This window comes from Streptomyces sp. ICN903, assembly GCF_022015835.1.
Taxonomy (GTDB): Bacteria; Actinomycetota; Actinomycetes; order Streptomycetales; family Streptomycetaceae; genus Streptomyces; species Streptomyces fenghuangensis.
Map to the genome: position 1 here is coordinate 1 of NZ_JAKMAY010000133.1, position 15057 is coordinate 15057.

General features: G+C 70.7%; 17 protein-coding genes and 1 tRNA gene. 4 read left to right on the top strand and 14 right to left on the bottom strand.

Annotated elements, in window-relative coordinates; translation table 11 throughout:
• Nucleotides 1–121 precede the first annotated feature (121 nt).
• The gene (locus L7D48_RS15380; RefSeq protein ID WP_374492332.1) at nucleotides 122–1108 is read left to right on the top strand and encodes a Yip1 family protein; all 987 of its coding nucleotides are present in this window, start codon (nucleotides 122–124) and stop codon (nucleotides 1106–1108) included.
• 74 nt (nucleotides 1109–1182) lie between these two features.
• Here the strand turns inward: L7D48_RS15380 and L7D48_RS15385 are convergent, their stop codons facing one another.
• From L7D48_RS15385 to L7D48_RS15395, 3 genes are all read right to left on the bottom strand, one after another.
• On the bottom strand, nucleotides 1183–1680 hold the full coding sequence (locus L7D48_RS15385) for a phosphoribosyltransferase (RefSeq protein WP_237880008.1): 498 nt from the start codon (nucleotides 1678–1680) through the stop codon (nucleotides 1183–1185).
• 28 nt (nucleotides 1681–1708) lie between these two features.
• On the bottom strand, nucleotides 1709–2284 hold the full coding sequence (gene dcd, locus L7D48_RS15390; protein ID WP_093657735.1) for a dCTP deaminase: 576 nt from the start codon (nucleotides 2282–2284) through the stop codon (nucleotides 1709–1711).
• A gap of 118 nt (nucleotides 2285–2402) precedes the next feature.
• A complete protein-coding gene (locus tag L7D48_RS15395; RefSeq protein ID WP_101256100.1) occupies nucleotides 2403–2591 on the bottom strand; it encodes a hypothetical protein in 189 nt (62 codons plus the stop codon).
• A gap of 233 nt (nucleotides 2592–2824) precedes the next feature.
• On the opposite strand from L7D48_RS15395, the gene L7D48_RS15400 reads away from it, so the two are divergent.
• Nucleotides 2825–2898, top strand: a tRNA-Gly gene (locus tag L7D48_RS15400).
• A gap of 51 nt (nucleotides 2899–2949) precedes the next feature.
• Here the strand turns inward: L7D48_RS15400 and L7D48_RS15405 are convergent.
• From L7D48_RS15405 to L7D48_RS15455, 11 genes are all read right to left on the bottom strand, one after another.
• Complete coding sequence (locus L7D48_RS15405; protein ID WP_374492337.1) at nucleotides 2950–4122, bottom strand: tyrosine-type recombinase/integrase; 1173 nt, start codon at nucleotides 4120–4122, stop codon at nucleotides 2950–2952.
• Complete coding sequence (locus L7D48_RS15410; RefSeq protein WP_237880022.1) at nucleotides 4122–4334, bottom strand: excisionase family DNA-binding protein; 213 nt, start codon at nucleotides 4332–4334, stop codon at nucleotides 4122–4124. The genes L7D48_RS15405 and L7D48_RS15410 overlap by 1 nt, the downstream gene beginning before the upstream one ends.
• Nucleotides 4331–5485, bottom strand: a complete 1155-nt coding sequence (locus L7D48_RS15415; protein WP_237880009.1) for an AAA family ATPase — start codon at nucleotides 5483–5485, stop codon at nucleotides 4331–4333. Before L7D48_RS15415 ends, L7D48_RS15410 begins: the two co-directional genes overlap by 4 nt.
• On the bottom strand, nucleotides 5482–6369 hold the full coding sequence (locus tag L7D48_RS15420) for a bifunctional DNA primase/polymerase (RefSeq protein WP_237880010.1): 888 nt from the start codon (nucleotides 6367–6369) through the stop codon (nucleotides 5482–5484). The genes L7D48_RS15415 and L7D48_RS15420 overlap by 4 nt, the downstream gene beginning before the upstream one ends.
• Before the next feature lie 83 nt (nucleotides 6370–6452).
• Nucleotides 6453–6854 carry a DUF6251 family protein gene (locus L7D48_RS15425; protein ID WP_237880011.1) on the bottom strand — a complete coding sequence of 134 codons (402 nt, stop codon included), beginning with the start codon at nucleotides 6852–6854 and terminating at the stop codon, nucleotides 6453–6455.
• Between the two features lie 14 nt (nucleotides 6855–6868).
• On the bottom strand, nucleotides 6869–7057 hold the full coding sequence (locus tag L7D48_RS15430; RefSeq protein ID WP_237880012.1) for a hypothetical protein: 189 nt from the start codon (nucleotides 7055–7057) through the stop codon (nucleotides 6869–6871).
• Between the two features lie 37 nt (nucleotides 7058–7094).
• On the bottom strand, nucleotides 7095–7346 hold the full coding sequence (locus L7D48_RS15435; RefSeq protein WP_237880013.1) for a hypothetical protein: 252 nt from the start codon (nucleotides 7344–7346) through the stop codon (nucleotides 7095–7097).
• Nucleotides 7347–7486: 140 nt separating this feature from the next.
• Nucleotides 7487–9676 carry a cell division protein FtsK gene (locus L7D48_RS15440; RefSeq protein WP_237880014.1) on the bottom strand — a complete coding sequence of 730 codons (2190 nt, stop codon included), beginning with the start codon at nucleotides 9674–9676 and terminating at the stop codon, nucleotides 7487–7489.
• Nucleotides 9677–9762: 86 nt separating this feature from the next.
• A complete protein-coding gene (locus L7D48_RS15445; protein ID WP_237880015.1) occupies nucleotides 9763–10773 on the bottom strand; it encodes a DUF2637 domain-containing protein in 1011 nt (336 codons plus the stop codon).
• A complete protein-coding gene (locus tag L7D48_RS15450; protein WP_237880016.1) occupies nucleotides 10770–11405 on the bottom strand; it encodes a GGDEF domain-containing protein in 636 nt (211 codons plus the stop codon). The genes L7D48_RS15445 and L7D48_RS15450 overlap by 4 nt, the downstream gene beginning before the upstream one ends.
• Entirely contained in the window at nucleotides 11402–11710 is a 309-nt protein-coding gene (locus tag L7D48_RS15455) for a hypothetical protein (protein ID WP_237880017.1), read from the bottom strand. Before L7D48_RS15455 ends, L7D48_RS15450 begins: the two co-directional genes overlap by 4 nt.
• 154 nt (nucleotides 11711–11864) lie before the next feature.
• On the opposite strand from L7D48_RS15455, the gene L7D48_RS15460 reads away from it, so the two are divergent.
• Both L7D48_RS15460 and L7D48_RS15465 read left to right on the top strand, forming a co-directional pair.
• Nucleotides 11865–12203 carry a GntR family transcriptional regulator gene (locus tag L7D48_RS15460; protein WP_237880018.1) on the top strand — a complete coding sequence of 113 codons (339 nt, stop codon included), beginning with the start codon at nucleotides 11865–11867 and terminating at the stop codon, nucleotides 12201–12203.
• Between the two features lie 155 nt (nucleotides 12204–12358).
• The gene (locus tag L7D48_RS15465; RefSeq protein ID WP_237880019.1) at nucleotides 12359–13606 is read left to right on the top strand and encodes an XRE family transcriptional regulator; all 1248 of its coding nucleotides are present in this window, start codon (nucleotides 12359–12361) and stop codon (nucleotides 13604–13606) included.
• Nucleotides 13607–15057 lie beyond the last annotated feature (1451 nt).

The following is a 15057-nucleotide window of genomic DNA, read 5'->3' on the forward strand; positions in this document are numbered from 1 at the left end:
CCCCCGCCCGGGGGCGCCCCCTACGGGGTTCCCCTGGGTGATGTCACAGCTCGGCGGCAATGCGCGGTCCGCCGCCCGGCCCACGACACCCCGTACGGCCGGACACGGTACGTTCGAGGGCGTGGCTGGATTCAGGATGGGACACGGCCGGGATCCCCGGAACGCACGACAGCAAGGGCACCTTCCCCCGCAGCAGGCTCCCGGCGCACCCGGGCAGCCGCCGTACGCGCCTCCCGCGCAGCCGGGGCAGCCGCCCGTACAGCCCGGCCGGCCCGGGCACACCCTGTGGCGCCAGGGCGGCGGGCAACACGGTGAGCCGGAGTACTTCGGCGACCCCGGCCACGGCGGCCACCACCCCGGACACGGCGGGCACGGTGGGCAGGGCGGGTACGGCGGCCAGGTGCGCCCGCCCGCGCACGACCCCGCCAACAACCCCGGGCACACCCAGATGTTCAGCTTCGGTGAGGCCCCCGACCACGGCGTCCCGCAGCCGGGCCACCCGGCCGGCGACGGCTACACCGACGGCGGCACCTACGCGGCGGGGCAGCCGCCCGTGGTGCCCTCCGGCCCGCGGTTGCACTGGAAGCAGCTGCTGAGCGGCATCGTGCTGCGCCCCGGCGCCACCTTCTGGCAGATGCGCGACCACTCCGTGTGGGGCCCGGCGCTCATCGTCACCTTCGTCTACGGCCTCCTCGCCGTCTTCGGCTTCGACCAGGCCCGCGAGGACGCGATCAACTCCACGCTCTCCAGCGCGATCCCGTTCGTGCTGATCACCGGCGTGGCCGTCGTCGTCTCCGCCCTGCTGATGGGCGTGGTCACCCACACCCTGGCCCGCCAGCTCGGCGGTGAGGGACTGTGGGCCCCGACGGTCGGCCTGTCCATGCTGATCATGTCGATCACGGACGCGCCGCGGCTGCTGCTGGCGATGTTCCTGGGCGGCAGCGCCACGGTGGTCCAGGTCGTCGGCTGGATCACCCTGCTCGCGGCGGGCGTGCTGCTCACCTCGATGGTCCGCCGCTCGCACGACCTGCCCTGGCCGAAGGCGCTGGGCGCCTGTGCGATCCATCTGATCGCGCTGCTGGCGCTGTTCAAGCTCGGCACCCTGTAGGGCGCGCGGCGGCACGGCCCGTACGCCCGCACATGGAAGGGGGCCCGCGCACCGGCGCGGGCCCCCTTCACGTGTCAGGAGTCGAGGACCTGCCCCTCCCGCCGCACGACCGGCGGTTCCACACTCCACGGGAAATTGATCCAGCGGTCGGTGTGCTTCCACACGTACTCGCACTTCACCAGCGACCGCGGCTTCTCGTAGACCACCGCGGACCGCACCTCGGCCACGTGCTCGGCGCAGAAATCGTGCACCAGCTTGAGCGTCCTGCCGCTGTCGGCGACGTCGTCGGCGACCAGGACCTTCTTCTCGCTCAGGTCGACGACGTTGGGCACCGGCGGCAGCATGACGGGCATCTCCAGCGTCGTGCCGACTCCGGTGTAGAACTCCACGTTCATCACGTGCAGGTTCTTCACGTCCAGCGCGTAGCCGAGCCCTCCGGCGACGAACAGTCCGCCGCGCGCGATGGACAGGATCATGTCCGGCTCGTAGCCGTCGTCCGCGACGGTCTGCGCCAGCTCCCGGATCGCCCGCCCGAACAGCTCGTAGGTCAGGTTCTCCCGCTCGTCGCCCATGCGTCTCTCCTCGCTTCTCGCTTCTCGCTCAGACCTGCGTGCGGTGGAAGTTCAGGTAGGAGCGCGAGGGCGTCGGGCCGCGCTGCCCCTGGTAGCGGGAGCCGTAGCGGGCGGAGCCGTAGGGGTGCTCGGCGGGCGAGGAGAGGCGGAACATGCACAGCTGCCCGATCTTCATCCCGGGCCAGAGCTTGATCGGCAGCGTCGCCACGTTCGACAGCTCCAGCGTCACGTGCCCGGAGAAGCCGGGGTCGATGAAGCCGGCCGTGGAGTGCGTCAGCAGCCCCAGCCGCCCCAGCGAGCTCTTGCCCTCCAGCCGGGAGGCGATGTCGTCGGGCAGGGTGACGACCTCGTAGGTGGAGGCCAGCACGAACTCGCCCGGGTGGAGGATGAACGGCTCGTCCCCCTCCGGCTCGATCAGCCGCGTCAGGTCGGACTGCTCGACCGCGGGGTCGATGTGGGGGTAGCGGTGGTTCTCGAACACCCGGAAGAAGCGGTCCAGCCGCACGTCGATGCTGGACGGCTGCACCATCGCGGGGTCGTACGGATCGATCCTCACCCGCCCGGAGTCGACCTCGGCCCGGATGTCCTTGTCTGAGAGAAGCACGACGTCGAGCGTACAGACCGCGGGCCCGGCGCCTGCGCACCGGGCCCACGTGCCCTCACCCGTCACGGCCGCTCACCACGACCGCCTCGACGCCTCGGCGTCTCGGCGCACCGGCACCTCAGCGCCTCACGGCCTCCATGCCCGTCACGGCCTGCCGCGCCACCGGCACCGCCTGCCTCAACCGCGCGCACCGCGGACACCGCAGCAGCCGGCCCGGACCGATCCGGCCGCTGCCGAGGTTCTGCATCGGGAACGTCGAGGTGCTGAACACATGCCCATCGGCACACTGAACGACGGTGGACTCCATCGCCTGCCTCTCCCCACTACGTGTACGACCAAAGCCACATTAGGGGATCAATCGGCCTGCCTCGCACCCGGCGCTCCGCACTCACCGTACGCCCCAACTCCCTTCCCCCGCTTCCCGGAAACCCGCCCGTCACACGCCCCGGGGACACGACGAAAAGGACCCCGCGGCTGTGCGCCGGGGGCCCGGTATGGGGTACAGTGTGCGTCGATGAGCGACGTGATCGTCGGCTCCTCGCGGGTGTAGTTTAATGGTAGAACATGAGCTTCCCAAGCTCAGAGCGCGGGTTCGATTCCCGTCACCCGCTCCAGCGGAAAGCCCCAGGCCAGCGGCCCGGGGCTTCCTTGTTGTCTAGACCGATCTATGCACCACGCACCACTTCCGCACCACTCGGGCCCTCCTCCGGCCCGTCTCCGCCGGTCTTCAGCTCGCGCCGGACGCGGTCGTCCAGCCCATGCGCGATCTCACGCTGCCGCTCCAGTGACGAGTGCTGGTAGATCAGTGCCGCCCGTACGGACGACTGCCCCATCCGCACCATGAGGTCCTTCAGGGTGGCTCCCGTCTCCGCCGCGAGCTGGTTGCCCGTGTGCCGCAGGTCGTAGAACCGGAAGCCCTCCGGCATCCCGACCACCGTGCGCGCCCTGCGCCACGTGCGCCCGAACGTGGAGCGGCGGAACAACCCGCCCTGCGGGCCGACGAACAGCAAGCCGTCCGCCTCCTTCTGCGCGAACCACTCGACGTGCCGCCGAAGGTCCTTGTGCAGGAAGCCGGGCAGGATCAGCGTGCGCTTGCCCGCCGCCGACTTGGGATCGCCTGTCACCCGCCGGCCACTGGTCAGCTCGGGCGCGGCCTGGCGGATGCGCAGCGTCCCCGCCTCCAGGTCCACGTCGTTGCGCCGCAGTGCCGCCAGTTCCTCCGGGCGCAGCGTGGCGAACGCGCCCAGGAGCACCAAGAGACGCCAGCGCGGGCCGACGGCGTCCGCCAGGGCGTAGACCTGCTCCACAGTCGCCGTGGGCCGCTCCTCGGCGCTCTCCTTGCCCGCGCCACGGATGCGGCATGGGTTGCGGCGGATGAGTTCGTCGTCCACGGCCGTCTCCAGGACCGCCTTCAGCAGCCGGTAGGACTTGGCCACGGTCGTGGGTGCTCCCGTGTCAGCGAGCCGTTCGGCACGCCACGTCCGTACGCGCGGCGGCGTGATCTCGTCCAGGTCCAAGCTGCCGAAGGTCGGCAGCAGGTGGATGCGCAGCAGCCGTTCGTACAGCTCCACTGTGGTCGGCCGCAGTCCGCGTTCCGCGATCCACCGCTTCGCGTAGTCCTCGAAGTTGACCGCTCCGGCGTCCGGGTCCTGCCAGTTGCCGCGCGTGAGGTCGGCCTCGACCTGCGACAGCCAGATCTCGGCATCGGTCTTGGTCTCGAACGTCTGCGGTGCCCGCCGCCGCTGGCCGTCCGGGGCGACGTAGGAAGCCGTCCAGCGGCCGGAGCGGTACTGCCGCACCGCTCCGAAGCGGCGGTACTTCTTTCCCTTCTTCGGCATCAGGCAGCGGCCCTCCGGTAGCGGCGTCGCGGGCGGACGGGTTCGACGGTGTTGGCGGCGATGTACTCGGCCAAGGCGCTCTCCGGGATGCGCACATGGCGGCCGACCTTGACGAAGGTGATGCGCCGCTCGGCGACCAGGCGGCGCGGGAACCGCTCGGTGGTGCCAAGTCGTTCGGCGACCTGCGCGACCGACAGATACCTCTCGCTCACTGCGACCTCCGTTCGTCGCTGCTGGCCGGACAGCCGGACAATGCCGATCCGGGGTGTCCGGGTAGTTCGGGCTGGTCAGAGGCAGCGGCCGGACGGTCGGACACTCCGGACGCCCCCTGTGCGGTCTGCTTGGTGTCCGGGTCCGGGTAGTACCGTCCGGCCGCGTCCTTGCAGAGCTGGCCGTCTGCCGCCATGCGCGAGCAGGTGCGGCGGACGGTGTCGGCGTCCACGTCCGGCATGGCTGCGGCGATGTCCTTCGGCCTGGCACCGGGGTTGCTGCGGACATGGCGGAGGATGGCGGCGCGGGTGTCGCCGATGGTGTGGTCGGCGGCCGGGCCCTCCAGCAGTTGCCAGGCGCCGGCGGCGGCGTGGAACTGGAGGGCGTACTCGGCTTCGTCCACGTCGCGGCCGGTGACGTGGAGGACCCCATCGGCCTTGCCGCGGGCCCGCTTGAGCACCAGCGTGGCGTCGGCCGCGCCCGCCAGGCCGTTGGTGCCGGACACCTCGGTCAGGAAGTCGTCCGAGCCTGCCTTGCGCACGTGGTGCACCAGGACCACGGCCACGCCGTAGTGGTCGGCGATGCGCTTGGCGTGGCCGACGGCGGCGTAGTCGGCGTCATAGGCGGACGCTCCCGGGGCGGAGGGGCCGCGCATCTTGGCGAAGACGTCGATGACGACCATCCGGGCGTCCGGGTGGTTGTCCAGCCATCCGGCGATGGCTTCGTTGCCGCCCTGGGGAAGCGGCGGGCACTCGGTCACCAGCGTCAGCCCGGCCGGGGCGGGGCGACCGCCCAGAAGCTTGCGCATCCGGGTCTGAAGGCGGCGCGGGGTGTCCTCCAGCGCCAGATACAGCACCGGCCCGCCCTCGACGGGCACGGCGTCCATGGCCTTGCCACCGGCCGCCACCGACAGCCCGAGTCCCAGCGACAGCCAGGACTTGCCGACCTTCGGCGGACCGGCGAGCAGGTTCACGCCCTCCGACAGGATGCCGGGCACGGCCCAGCGCGGTTCGGGGAACTCCGCCGCCATGAGCTGATCGGCGGTCCACGCGGTGCGCGGGCGAGGGGTGGGCGCGGGGGCGCCGGGCTCGCGGGGCACGGAGTACAGGTGCGGTCCGGTCATCGGTACGGGATCGGGGTTCGGAGTGGTCACGCGGCCACCGTCCTCGGGCGCTGGGCACCGGCCCGCAGGCCGGACGCGATGGTGCGGCGGGCTTCCCGCTCGCTCTGGCCGACGTGGAGAGCGGCGGCGGTGAGCTGGTCGGCCACCTCGGTTTCGCCCAGCTCGCCACCGGCAACCAGCTGCCCGAGGGCCACCGATGCGAGATAGAGGGCGTTGTTGTGCCCGTCCGGCGGTGAGCTGGTCACCCGCTCCAGTTCGGCCTTCAGGGCGGCCCGCAGGTACCGGCCGCGTCGGCCGGTGGTGGTCAGGGGCACGGTGACGGGCCGCTGCGGCGGCAGCGGCGCCGGGCGCAGCAGGTCGGCCAGCCAGGACGGGAGCGGGGCGGGCGGAGCGTCATGGACGACCGTGTAGGGCTTCCCGGCCGCGACGCTGCCGGGGCCGACGACGTAGCCGCCGTGGGCGCGGGTGTCGACCTTCCATCCCAGCTTCCCGGCGGTGTTCCGCAGTTCGGTCCCGGCCGGGGCGGTGAAGTACAGGTGAGTTCCGCCGCGTCCGGTGCGCACGGTGAAGGTCTGGCAGGGGTAGGGCTGGCCGTGCTGCTGCGCCAGCAGCGCCAGCGTGTCCTCGCCGCAGGTGACTCCTTCGGCTGCGAGGTCGGCGGGCGGGGTGTCGTCCTCGCCCTTGGGGGTGTCGAGGTCGACCACCACCAGCCCGGACGGGCCCGTGGCCACGCCGATGTTGTAGGCGCCGGTCGCCCAGCACCGGGCGATGCGCTCGGTGTCGGTGGTGGCGCGCTCCTCCCACGCTCGGACCGCCGGCCGCTTGTCGCCGGGAACGAGGGGGAAGACGTGCCAGCCGCGCTCGGCGGCGGATTGTGCCGCCAGGAGCAGCGGGAGTGTGCGGTGATGGGTCATGCTTGAGGTCTCCTGTTCTGTGATCGGGACCGGAGACCGGGGCGGGTGGCGTTCCTTGCCGGGAGACACCCGCCCCGGGCACGTCACTTGCGGCGGTTGTGCTTACTGCCGCGCTGCTGGTCGCGGGTATCGGTGAAGGTCCGCAGGACCATCACGGCGGCCACGCCGATGCCCAGCGCGCAGCCGCCCAGCGCGAGGGCGGTGACGGCGAGGGCCTGCAAGGTGGCGATCACCGTGGGGCCGACAAGAGCGAAGGCGGCCACCGCGCCGGCGCCCATGCCGCCACCGAGCAGCAGCCGGGTGGTGACCGGCGACAGCCGCGGCTGGTTCTGCTGGGGGATGACGAGGACCTGCGGCGGGGTGGCGTAGTACGGGAGCTGGCCGGGCTGCTGGATGACGGTCGGCAGCTGGTGGCCGTCGGCGGCCGGGAGGTAGGCGTCGGGCTGGACGGCGCTCGGCAGGTTCGGCGGGGTGTCCTCGGACATGACAGGTCCCCTTCTCAGAGGTCGCGGACGGCGTTGACGACGGCGGTGGTCAGTTCGTTGACCGGCTCGGCGGCGCCGGTGGCGGCGAGGTGGAAGCCGAACATCACGGCGATGAACGCGGCACCGGCGCTGAGGCTGTGGAACTTCAGCAGGAAGGCGAGCAGGACGCCGAAGACCAGGACGAGGGAGATGGTGACGACCATCGGAACGGACTCCTTCTCGGTGGGATGAGGGGCGGGGTCAGCGGGTGCCGTCGCGGTAGAGGGCGGCGGCGCGGTTGAAGATCCAGCGCCCGGCGCGGATGCGGATGCCGTGGCCCTTGCAGCGGCGGCAGTGCTTGCCCCGGCGGGGTGCGCCGCGCCGGGTGTGGCGGAGCTGGAAGCCCAGCCCGTTGCACTTGCGGCAGCGGCCGAACGGGCTGGCAGCGCACAGAGCTGCGTAACCGAGCGTGACGGCGAGCAGGCAGGCGATAGCGAGGGCTATGGGGGTCATGGAGGGCCTTCCCAGGTGGTTTCAGGATGCGCGAGGGGAGGGCCGCTATCCGCTAGCGGCCTGATCAGCGGCTATATGGGGCGCTAGCGGGGCCGCTAACGTTAGCGGGGGTCGCTGCTAGCGATAGCGGCCCCGGATCGTCAGCCCGCGTCCCGGTTTCCGTCACGTTCCGCAACTGCGGCGGTGACCTTGGCGCGCTCGATGCCGCGCCGGTTGACGACCTTGCCGCTGATGCGGCGGCCGATCTGCACGGTGTCGATGCCGTACGGCTTCAGAGCGGCGGTGAGCTGTTCGGCCGCCCAGTCGCCGTAGACCTCCGGCCGCAGTTCGCCCAGGCGCTCCGCCACCGTCTCGGACCACACCTTCGGCTCGCTGGCGGGGATGACGGCCAGGACGTCGGCGAGCAGGTCGTACCCGGCCGCCGCGTCGGTCTCGGGCTCCTCGCCCAGAGCGTGCCCGGCGAGGGTGCCGGCGTCCTCGCGGAGCTTGCGCGCCCGCAGGGCGATCCGGTCGGCCATGACCGCGTCGGCGAACACCGCCCGCACGATGCGGGCGTCGGCGCCTTCACCGACGAAGTAGCAGATGCCCTTGTCGGCCCAGGAGAACATCGTGGCCCGTACCCCGCGCTTGTAGGCGCTAGTGCCCAGCACCATGTCGTTCTCCAGCTGGCCCATGACCTTCAGGCACCACCGTGCGGAGGCGTTCGCGGAGACGCCGGTGGGCAGGGCCTTGGCGTCGGGGCGCTGGGTGGCCAGCAGGAGCACGATGCCGGTGGCCGGGCCGCGCTTGACCAGGTCGGTGCAGATCTCCTTGAACTCCTCGCCGTACTTGTCGTGCTCGAACCACACCTGGCACTCGTCCACCCCGACCACGATCGGGTGCAGCCCCAGGGAGCGCTTGTCGGCCAGTTCGCTGGTCACCTTCGACTCCGGGCAGATGTCGCGGGGCAGGGAGCGGATCGCCTTGGTGCGGCGCCGCAGTTCCTCGCGCAGTGCCCGCAGGTCGCGGATGGCGTACTCGATGTCCTCCTCGTCGTCTCCGGCGCGGTGCCGGTGGGCGACGCGGTCGCCGACCGGGTCGAGGTCGCCGGTGCCCTTCAGGTCGTAGGTGTGCAGCTCCGCCCGCGGGTCCAGGGCGGCGATGAGCAGCAGCAGCCGCAGCAGGAAGGTCTTGCCCATGCGCGGGATGGCGCCGATGACACCGGCGATGTACATGAGCGTGATGTTCACCCACCGGCCGCGCTGGTCGGTGCCGAACGCCACCGGCTTGAACAGGTCCACGGCACCGGATTTGGCCAGCGGCCAGGCCGGCTGCTTGGCCTTGGACATGTCCTGGTCTCCGACCCACAGCACCAGGCGGCCGGTGTGCTCCTCGGGGACCGCCTCGGGCCACACGCAGCCCAGCGGGCGGCGCAGCCCGGAGGCGAGCTTGTCCCGTTTGTCGATCACGTCCGTCACCGTCACCCCGTACGGCAGATCGCCCTCGGCCCGCCAGCCGGGCCCGTCCCGGGTGATGGGGGCGGTGAAGGTGAACCCGTCCCGGCCCTTGCCCTGCGCCTGGTTGATCGCCGGAATGCCCAGCGCACCGAGTGCGCGCAGCACGATGTCACTGGTGAGCTTCTGCGCCTTGGGCACCACCACGGCCCGATTGATGACCGGGTCATCGGCCGGAGCACCGAGCCAGCCCATCGCCAGCGTCACCACCACGGCGGCGAGCACGTTCAGCCAGACCGGGGCCAGGACGTACAGGGCCAGCACCGTGCCCACGCCGATCAGCGAGCCCAGCAGCCCCACGGCGGTGCGCAGCCGCACCCGGCGGTCCCGCTGCCTAGAGAGCTTCAGGTACTCCCCCGCGTCCTCCCGGCGCACCGCCGCCAGTCGGACCGGCTCGCCCTCGGCGTCGGCCATCCACCGCAGAGTGCCGCCGATGAACTTCGCGGCGCCCGCCGGGGCCCGCACCGCCAGCCGGGCGGCGTAGGCCGGAGTGCGCACCGTGTGGAAGGCGACGGTGTGGCCAACGTGTCCGGCCAGCCACCGCGCGGCGGCGGTGAACTCCTGCGTGGAGCGGGCCCAGTCCGGAACGATCGGCCGCCGCTCGGCCGACCGCACCCGGTCCATCAGCGTCGATCCCGCGCCGGACGGATCGGCCGATCGGTCGACCATCACCGGCACGGTCGGGCCACCCGATCCGTCGGCCGACTCGGCACCCGATCCGGTCGGCTCGGTGCGGGCCGACCGGACCTTGTCCAGGTCGACCACATCGCCGCGCGGGTCGGCGGTCATGTCCGCCTCCAGTCGGGCGAACAGTTCGTTCTCGTCCTCGTGATTCACTGAACTTCCTTCCATCTGTGGTGGGAGGTGCGGGGCCCGGTGCATCGCTTTGGTCGGTTGAGGACCGGGCCCCGTGGCGCTGTTCTTCAGGCGGCGATCAGGGACTCCGCGGCGGCCTGGTGGTCGTCCTGTTCGGTTCGCTCGGCGCGCAGGGTCTCGCGGAGCATCCGGGCGTTGGCCGGAGAGCAGCGGACCGCTTCCCGGATCGCCTCGGCCGTCAGCCGGTCCACCGGCCAATCGGTGGTGGCCTCCCGTGCCTGCGCCAGCAGCTCCTCACGAGTGCGGCGCGGTACCGCCTTGCTGCGGCCCTTGCCCGGCCGCGTGCGCGGGCGGCGCTTGGGCGCGCCGGGCTTCGGCTCCTCCGGCAGCGGCGCGCTCTCGGGCGTCGGCTCGGACCGCTCCGGCTCGGACTCGGGTGCCGGCGCCTGGGCACCATCGGGGGCGAGTTCGCCGAGTTTGAGCAGCACCCGGGTCCGGCGCGGCGCGGTCCGCCGCCAGCGGCGGCCGTAGCGCTCGCGCAAGTCGGCGCGGGCCAGCTGGCGTTCGCGCTCCCGCGCCAGGGCATCGCGGTAGCTGGTGGTCTCCCACAGCACCATCCGCCGCCATAGCGCGAAGGTGGAGGGGAAGGCCAGCAGCCAGCGCGAGCGGCGAATGCGCTCCATTCGCTGCCCGGTCGCGGCACCGATCCGCACCGCGTAGACGTGCGCGACGATCTCCGACAGCACCACCCACAGCAGCGGCATGGTGCCGTGCGCGAGCTTCGCCGACAGCGAGTGCCCGGCCGCGATGTTCAGCCAGCAGGTGACGAACGTCAGCGCCCAGGGCACGAACCGCACCCACGCCAGCGGCATCCCCATTCGGATCAGCAGCAGATTGGCCACCGTGAACGTCGGGATCGCGATGTCGATGCCCACCGGCAGCATCCACGGCTCGGAGAACCCCCACCGCTCCGCCGCCGCCGACACCGACGCGAACGAGGAAGCCAGGCCCAATCCGCCGACCGTGGCACCGGCCACCGCCGCCGCACCCAGCAGCGCCTTCTCACCACCCACCAGCGGCGGCACCGCCGCCCGGGTGTTCTCGGAAGTGGTGGTCACCGCTCGCCCTCCCCGCAGTGGTGGGTACCGGGGCGGCCGACACGGCGGCCGTTGACCGTGGCGAGTGCGGCCGGGGCCGTCTCGTCGGCCACGCACCAGCCACCGTCAGCGCGCTTGGCCGCGTACATGGCTTCGTCCGCCCGCCGCAGCGCGGACGGCAGGTCGGTGCCCGCAGGGACGGGCGCCGCGCCCAGCGAAACCGAGACCGGCAGGCGGCGGCCCTCGTACTCAACCGGCAGGCACAGCGCCAGCCGCACCGCCGCGAGCGCGCTCTCAGCTTCCTGGCGGCAGGGCACTACGGCGGCGAACTCGTCCCCGCCCAGCCGTCCCACCACACCGGTGCCGCAGATCCGTTCCAACCTGCCGCCGATGGCTGCCAGCACGGCGTCTCCGGCCGCATGGCCGTGAATGTCGTTGACCGCCTTGAAGTCGTTGACGTCTGCCAGCAGCACCAACGCCTCCTCGCCTCGCAGCAGCCGACGGGCCCTCGTCTCGAACACCTCCCGGGTCCACAACCCGGTCAGCGGATCCCGATGCGCGGCGGCGAGCTGCCTTCGCATCCACATCAGATGGGCCGACCACCCGGCCGCCAGCGGGGCCGCTGCCAGAGCGGCAGGAAGCAGCGTGCTCATGCCGCCACCTCCGTCCCGGAGTCGCGGCGGGTGCGAGCAGTGCGCCGCAGCGGCACCGCCTGGTGCAAGGCGGCGGCGAAGCGCGCGTCGCTCGCAGCGACCTCGTCCAGCTCGCCCTGCTCGCGCAGCTCCGCCAGGACCTCACGGGCCACGTCCAGCCGGGCCGCCCTCTCCTCGCGGCTCTCGCCCGGTACCCCGATGAACAGCTCACGGTCGATGCCTGCGGGCAGCTCATCAAGGCCATACGCCAACTCGACGAACTCTGAGGCGCTGACCGCCTCCTGCCGTCCTACGAACGTTCTCACCTGCACTCCTGTCATGGATCGGGACATGACTGATCGCGTCGGCCGTCGTTCTTTGCCGGGAGACGGCCGCACGAACCAGCGTGCACTAGTGCGCACTAGTTAGCAACCCCTGTGATGGTGCGCGCTAGCGCGGACTGGTGACTACCCTCGAAGCATGAGCCTTGCCGAGGACGACCCCAGACCGAAGCCGGTACAGATCGCAGATGAGCTGCGCCGCGAGATCACACGCATGAAGCCGGGCGCGAAGCTGCCCACCCGGAAGGAACTCGCGGAGCGCTTCGACGTCGCAGGGCAGACGGTCCAGAACGGTCTGGAGATCCTGCGGGCCGAAGGACTGATCTTCACAGCAGGCAATAAGGGGGTCTTCGTCTCGGACGGTGACCGCCCTACTCGTGACGTACATGAAGAACTCAAGGAAATCCGCTCCCAGATGCAGGCTCTTGCCGACCGGGTCAGCGCTCTGGAGGAACGCTGCGGCCCGAACGGCTCGTGATCTGGAAACCACCATGGCCGCTACTCAACGTGTGATGTAGATGACAGGAGGGGGCACAAGATCAGACAGGGGGACACGTCCCATGTCACCTGCTGTCCTCTTGACTGTCCCCCTTGAGCGCGCAGCAGACTCGGAGTAGGCACCGGGGAGGGCTCATGAGCGACGACAGGCCAGACTGGGCACGGCGCATCGCGACCGAGCGGCAGGCACGCGAGTGGTCACAGCTCCAAGCGGTACGGGCGCTGCGCGCCCATGCTCCGACCGAGCTGCCGAGCGACGAAAGCATGGTCCGCCAGTGGAAGCGGTGGGAGGCCGGCACCATGCCGGGCGAGTTCTACCGCCCGCTCATCGCCGCGACCTTCGGAACCGTCACGCACTCCATCTTCCCCGCTCCCTCGCGGCGCGACGCCGATTCCGAGATCGCTCTGGCCAGCGGGATGGAGACGCTGGAAATCCTTAACCGCCTCAACCGGTCGGACGTGGATGAGGCGACCCTCGACGCCCTGCGCATCACCACGGACCGGCTCTGCTCCGAGTACCCGTACATGCCGAGCGAGCAGCTGCTCGTAGAGGGCCGCCAGTGGATGCGGCGGGTGGTCGAGCTGACGCGGAAGAACCTCACTCTCGCCCAGCACCGCGAAGTGCTCGCACTCTCCGGCTGGCTCGCGCTGCTGGTGGGCTGCGTCGAGTACGACACGGGCAACCGCCACGGGGCCGAAGCCACGCGCCGGGCCGCACTGTCCATCGCCACCGAGTCGGACCATGCGGAAGTCGCCGGTTGGGCTCATGAGATGCGCGCTTGGTTCTCCCTCACCACCGGCGACTACCGGGGTGTCATCGCCGCGGCCCAGGCCGGGGCGGAAGTCGCCGGCAACCACAGCGTCGCGGTGCAGCTCGCCGGTCAGGAAGCGAAGGCGTGGGCGCGCCTCGGCGACCGGCGACAGGTCGAGATCGCCCTCGACAAGGGGCGGCGGCTCCTCGAAGGGATGCCCTACCCGGAGAACCTGGACAACCACTTCGTGGTGGACCCGGCGAAGTTCGACTTCTATGCCATGGACTGCTACCGCCTGGTGGGCGAGGACCGGCTCGCTCGGTCACTGGCGGAAGAAGTCTTGCGCGTCGGCACCGACTTCGACGGCACCGAGCGCTCCCCCATGCGCAACGCCGAAGCGCGCGTCACGCTGGGCGTGGCAGCAGCCCGTGAGGGCGACCTCGAACAAGCGGTGACGTACGGCGAGCGCGCTCTCCAGGGAGAACGCCAGTCCGTGCCGTCGCTCATCATGACCAGCCGCGAGCTAGCAGCCGAGATGCGCAAGCGCTACGCCACCGAGTCGGCGGCCCAGGACTACCTCGGGCACCTGCGGACTCTTGCCAGCGCCAAGCCCGGTTTCATGCCGTCGTAAAGGCGGCATCGCGTGGAGGCTCCTCCTCGAAGGGAGGGGCCTCCACGCGTACCGTGTGGCTAGTCTTCAGGCCGTTCCTCGCCAGGCTTCCGTGTTCGGGGCTGCTCATCACCCCATACCGTCGGCGCTGAGCGCCGGGGAACAAGCGGAAGGATGACCGCGAGTACAGCAGCCGTGGTGCCCAACGGAGTAGCCAGCTGCGGGAAGGCAGCGACCGCAACGAGCACTATCAGCGCGATGCATCCGAGGATGTAGGGCCACCAAGATCGCTGGCGTTGAGAATTGTCAGCGCCCCCGCGTACTGTCATAGACGCACCTACCTTTCTGGACTGATCAGGTGTACGGACGGCCTCCCGCTGGCACGGGGGGCCGTCGCCTTGTGGAGGCAACTAGCCCTGAAGGCCGGGACCAGTCTGACGCACGCCTCTGACAGCTAGGGCGGGTCGAGGTCAACGCATGGGGCCGGAGGGCCCTCTTATCCACAGCAGCAAACAGCGCTGACAGCTAGCTTTCGCCTTCTCCGCTCGCGCCATACCAGTGGGCACCGACAAGATGCGCGAGCCGTCCGGACAGGCTCTGACCTGCCCTTTAAGTGCTGACCCGCGTTCATACTGCCTCACCACCAAAGAGAGAAGAGGCAGATCGGCCCCTCTGCTGTGGACAGGTAGGCCCCTGTGGATAACCGGGTCCCTGACACGGGACTCCGTCAGGAAGAACCTCCGGAAGTCATACGCCTTGCCGAACACGTGCACGTTGTTTCCCTGACACCGAAGACGCGTCCCCCCTGTCCGGCTGTCCGGTCAGCTCGCTGACCTGCGTTTCCAGGTGAGGGGACCGCCCCAGGGCTGTCCCACCTGTCCCCCACTCAACGGACTGCCGCAGGAGATTGGTGGAGTAGCCGAAGGACTTGATCTTCCCCCCTTGCCACATCAACTTCGAGAAGAGAGACGTTGCAGTGATGTCAGGCACCTAGTTGGGCGCGTAACCCATGTATGAGCTGTCCGATCTTTAGCTGCAACATCGACGCCTCGATGTTGCAGCCGCCCGGCGGAGCCGGGCTCCCGACCGGCGCGCTGTCGCGAAAGCCCTCGTGTCCGGGCTCCAACCTGCACCACCTCAGCACCACATGCAGCAGGTAGTCACGGTCAACCGCGGTGCAAGCGTCTGCCGTTCCAGCACCCCCAATGACGTTCCTTCGCAGGTAGCAGGCGCTATAGCGCAAGATCCTTACGGGATTCCCAAGCTCAGAGCGCGGGTTCGATTCCCGTCACCCGCTCCATGACGAAGGCCCAGGTCGGCGACCTGGGCCTTGTTCGTTGCCCGGACCTCTCGGCGCCGTTCCAAGCGTCCCGTGCCAGATCCGTGCCACGCGGGCCGGGCCGGCGCCCCGGCTCAAAAGGCACGGTGCGGCGGCGCTTCACCCGGCACGCTCCGGCCCGGGGGGCGGGCGG

What these genes read in the sequence shown, in the direction of transcription:
- L7D48_RS15385 (WP_237880008.1), bottom strand. Translation starts at nt 1,680, where the DNA reads ATGGGCGACGAGCGGGAGAACCTGACCTACGAGCTGTTCGGGCGGGCG.
- L7D48_RS15430 (WP_237880012.1), bottom strand. Translation starts at nt 7,057, where the DNA reads ATGGTCGTCACCATCTCCCTCGTCCTGGTCTTCGGCGTCCTGCTCGCC.
- L7D48_RS15420 (WP_237880010.1), bottom strand. Translation starts at nt 6,369, where the DNA reads ATGACCCATCACCGCACACTCCCGCTGCTCCTGGCGGCACAATCCGCC.
- L7D48_RS15465 (WP_237880019.1), top strand. Translation starts at nt 12,359, where the DNA reads ATGAGCGACGACAGGCCAGACTGGGCACGGCGCATCGCGACCGAGCGG.
- L7D48_RS15425 (WP_237880011.1), bottom strand. Translation starts at nt 6,854, where the DNA reads ATGTCCGAGGACACCCCGCCGAACCTGCCGAGCGCCGTCCAGCCCGAC.
- L7D48_RS15405 (WP_374492337.1), bottom strand. Translation starts at nt 4,122, where the DNA reads ATGCCGAAGAAGGGAAAGAAGTACCGCCGCTTCGGAGCGGTGCGGCAG.
- L7D48_RS15460 (WP_237880018.1), top strand. Translation starts at nt 11,865, where the DNA reads ATGAGCCTTGCCGAGGACGACCCCAGACCGAAGCCGGTACAGATCGCA.
- L7D48_RS15395 (WP_101256100.1), bottom strand. Translation starts at nt 2,591, where the DNA reads ATGGAGTCCACCGTCGTTCAGTGTGCCGATGGGCATGTGTTCAGCACC.
- L7D48_RS15450 (WP_237880016.1), bottom strand. Translation starts at nt 11,405, where the DNA reads ATGAGCACGCTGCTTCCTGCCGCTCTGGCAGCGGCCCCGCTGGCGGCC.
- L7D48_RS15435 (WP_237880013.1), bottom strand. Translation starts at nt 7,346, where the DNA reads ATGACCCCCATAGCCCTCGCTATCGCCTGCCTGCTCGCCGTCACGCTC.